The sequence below is a fragment of the Polaromonas sp. genome (assembly GCF_030682935.1).
In the GTDB taxonomy this organism is placed as follows: domain Bacteria; phylum Pseudomonadota; class Gammaproteobacteria; order Burkholderiales; family Burkholderiaceae_C; genus Polaromonas.
Window position 1 is genome coordinate 1 of the sequence record NZ_JAUXNA010000183.1, and the last position, 2660, is coordinate 2660.

The window sequence follows — 2660 nt, forward strand, 5'->3', positions numbered from 1 at the left end:
CGCATCATCCAGAGCCGCTCCGAAGACTCGGTGATTCGTGAGATCGAGGCGATCCGCGACACCGTCAAGGGCTTTACCGGCGCGATTTCCGATCTGGGCGGTCCCACGGCCAATATGTACCGCATCGGCTGCAAAAGCCCCGAGATCGAGGCCGCCTGCCGCAAGCCGTCCTGCGTCTATCCGGGCATTTGCTCCAACCTGAACACCGACCACAACCCGCTGATCAAGATGTACCGCCGCGCGCGGGCGCTCAAGGGCGTGAAAAAGATCCTGATCAGCTCCGGCGTGCGTTACGACCTGGCGGTGCAAAGCCCAGAATACGTGAAAGAGCTCGTCACCCACCATGTGGGCGGCTACCTCAAGATTGCGCCCGAGCACACCGAACAGGGGCCGCTCACCAAAATGATGAAGCCCGGCATCGGCAGCTACGACAAGTTCAAGCAGCTGTTTGAAAAGTTCACGCTGGAAGCGGGCAAAAAGCAGTTCCTGATCCCGTATTTCATCGCAGCCCACCCCGGCACCAGCGACGAAGACATGATGAACTTGGCGATCTGGCTCAAAAAGAGCGGTTTTCGGGCGGACCAGGTGCAGACCTTCTACCCGTCACCGATGGCCACGGCCACCACGATGTACCACACGAGCAAAAACCCGCTGCGCAAGATCACGCGCGACAGCGAGACCGTGGACATTGTGCGCGGCGACAAACGCCGCCGCCTGCACAAAGCCTTTTTGCGCTACCACGACGCCAACAACTGGCCACTGCTGCGCGAAGCGCTCAAGACCATGGGCCGCGCCGACCTGATCGGCAACGGCAAGCACCACCTGATCCCGACCTTTCAGCCCCTGACCGACGGCGGCTACACCAGCGCCCGCAAGAAAAACTCGACCACCGTGGCGTTGAAGCCTGTCACACCCGTCAAGGGCCGCCTGCTGACGCAGCACACCGGCCTGCCGCCGCGCGACAACGGCTCGGCCAAGCCGCCGGGCATGAAGCCTTCCCGCAAGCCGCGCTGATTCGCTGCTCGCGCAAGGCGCCGGCGCCCGGTAAGTCCGGGAGGCCGATTTTTTAAGGAAAATAGGCCTCCAGCCCTTATTCGTCGGGTGTTATAAGCTATATATTCAATAGCAACTGAAAACCCGTGAGCCATGGTGGCTGCGCCTTGAAAAGGCCTGCAGCAATACCCGCCAGCACGAAGATCCTTTCAATCAAAATGGCGCTCCCGCCACTGACCACCTGTCTGCCCCACCATGAACATCACCGTCAACGAAGAACTGCTTGCCTACATCGACCCGCTGACCCCCGACGAACACGAAGCGCTGGAGCGCAGCCTGCTGGCCGAGGGTTGCCGCGACGCGCTGGTGCTGTGGGGCGAGGTGCTGGTCGATGGCCATAACCGCTATGGCATTTGCAGCAGGCACGGCATTCCTTTCAATACCGTGCAAAACCCCCAGTTCAAATCCATTGAAGACGTTCACCTGTGGATGATTGACCAGCACCTGGGGCGGCGCAGCCTGTCGGATTTTCAGCGCGGCGTGTTGGCCCTGCGCAAAAAAGACATCCTGGCCGCGAGCGTGCCGCCAACGCCCGCCGAGCCGTCAGCCGCCGCGCCGGTCAAGCCCGAAGCCCTGATCACCCGCGACGCCATCGCCAAGGCGGCGCGTATCAGCAGCAACACCATCAGCCAGATTGAAAAGATCCAGAAGTCGGCCGCGCCCGAACTGGTGGCGGCGGTGAAGTCGGGCACGATTTCCATCAACGCCGCCGCCACTGTGGCCTCGCTGCCGGTTGACGCGCAGGTGGCTGCCGTGGCCGGTGGCAAAAAAGAGCTGCAGCAGGCCGCTCGCCAAGTACGCGAAACCCGGGCCGTGGCCCGCACCGAGCCGGAATCGCCTGAAGGCGTGATTGCCCGGCTGAAGCAAACCATCTCTGAGCTCAGCGCGGAGAATGCGGCGCTCAAAGCGAAGCTGGATGAGCTGAATTCCTGATGGGGCCGGGGCTCGAATTCTGGTGAGGGCTCAGAAGGATGTTGTTGGGTTCAAAGGGTGAGTGCTTGAAGGTTCCATCAAGCGGGTCGCCAGGCCGGTTCAGGTCGCCTTGATTGGACTACCTGCGGCCGTTGCCACTGTACGATGTGCTTTTGTTCAACGGCGTTTTATTGACAAGGACAACAAAACATACGAATCCAATTCGTTACCAAAAATTGCAATTGCCCGCAATAATCGGGAAATGCATCAAACTCAACGCGGTTTCCATGAACGCGGGAAAAATCTTCCGTTGGTTTAAAAAATTAGCGCCTGGTGAGCTCGGGCATGTTCTCGTGCGACGCAAAAGGCGACTCATGAAAGCCCCCTCCCTATGAAACCCCTCGGCCAGATAATTTCTTCGGCTGGCTTGCGCTCCCGGCTGGTTCTGCTGGTGCTCATCGGACTGTTGCCCGTGTCTGGGCTCGTGGTCTACACGTCACTCAAGAACCAGCAGGACGGCTTGGTGGGCGCCCGTGGGGCACTGCTGGTGACAGCCAGACTTGCGGCGCTAAGTCAGGCGGGAACCGACCTGAAAATAATGGCGGGTGATACCCTTGATGCTTCTTTACCCGTCGCCTTGGTCGTGATGGATAGTCGGGGAACGATCATTGGGACAGGCGGAGCCCGGGCGGAAC

3 protein-coding genes are annotated in these 2660 nt (G+C 60.3%); all 3 read left to right on the plus strand.

Annotation, left to right across the window (positions count from 1 at the left end):
* On the plus strand, positions 1 to 1014 hold a 1014-nt coding region (locus Q8K05_RS08210; protein WP_305246147.1), incomplete at its 5' end, for a DUF3362 domain-containing protein.
* Positions 1015 to 1248: 234 nt separating this feature from the next.
* Positions 1249 to 1986: a hypothetical protein gene (locus tag Q8K05_RS08215; protein WP_305246149.1), complete on the plus strand. Its 738-nt coding sequence runs from the start codon at positions 1249 to 1251 to the stop codon at positions 1984 to 1986.
* A gap of 370 nt (positions 1987 to 2356) precedes the next feature.
* Positions 2357 to 2660 (plus strand): hypothetical protein (locus tag Q8K05_RS08220; RefSeq protein ID WP_305246151.1); only part of this gene is annotated, 304 nt, incomplete at its 3' end.

Coding starts and splice junctions, on each gene's coding strand:
- Q8K05_RS08215 (WP_305246149.1), top strand. CDS start 1,249: ATGAACATCACCGTCAACGAAGAACTGCTTGCCTACATCGACCCGCTG.